This is a genomic window from Ensifer sp. ENS11 (assembly GCF_014851895.1).
In the GTDB taxonomy this organism is placed as follows: domain Bacteria; phylum Pseudomonadota; class Alphaproteobacteria; order Rhizobiales; family Rhizobiaceae; genus Ensifer; species Ensifer canadensis.
Genome location: NZ_JACVAN010000104.1, coordinates 1 through 255, shown reverse-complemented (window position 1 = coordinate 255; position 255 = coordinate 1). Strand labels below are relative to the sequence as shown.

General features: G+C 61.2%; 1 pseudogene. It reads left to right on the top strand.

Annotated features, from left to right (window positions below):
* Positions 1-255 (top strand): annotated as a pseudogene (locus IB264_RS34415) (ABC transporter permease subunit); the annotation flags it as partial.

The following is a 255-nucleotide window of genomic DNA, read 5'->3' as shown; positions in this document are numbered from 1 at the left end:
CCGGCTGGCAGACCTTCTGGCATGTGACGCTGCCCAACATCAAATGGGGGCTGCTTTACGGCGTGCTCCTGTGCAACGCCCGCGCCATGGGCGAGTTCGGCGCGGTGTCGGTGGTCTCGGGCCATATCCGTGGCCAGACCAACACCATGCCGTTGCAGGTGGAAATCCTCTATAATGAATATAACTTCGTCGCCGCCTTTGCGGTTGCGACGTTGCTGGCGCTGCTGGCGCTGGTCACCCTCGTCTTGAAAACGG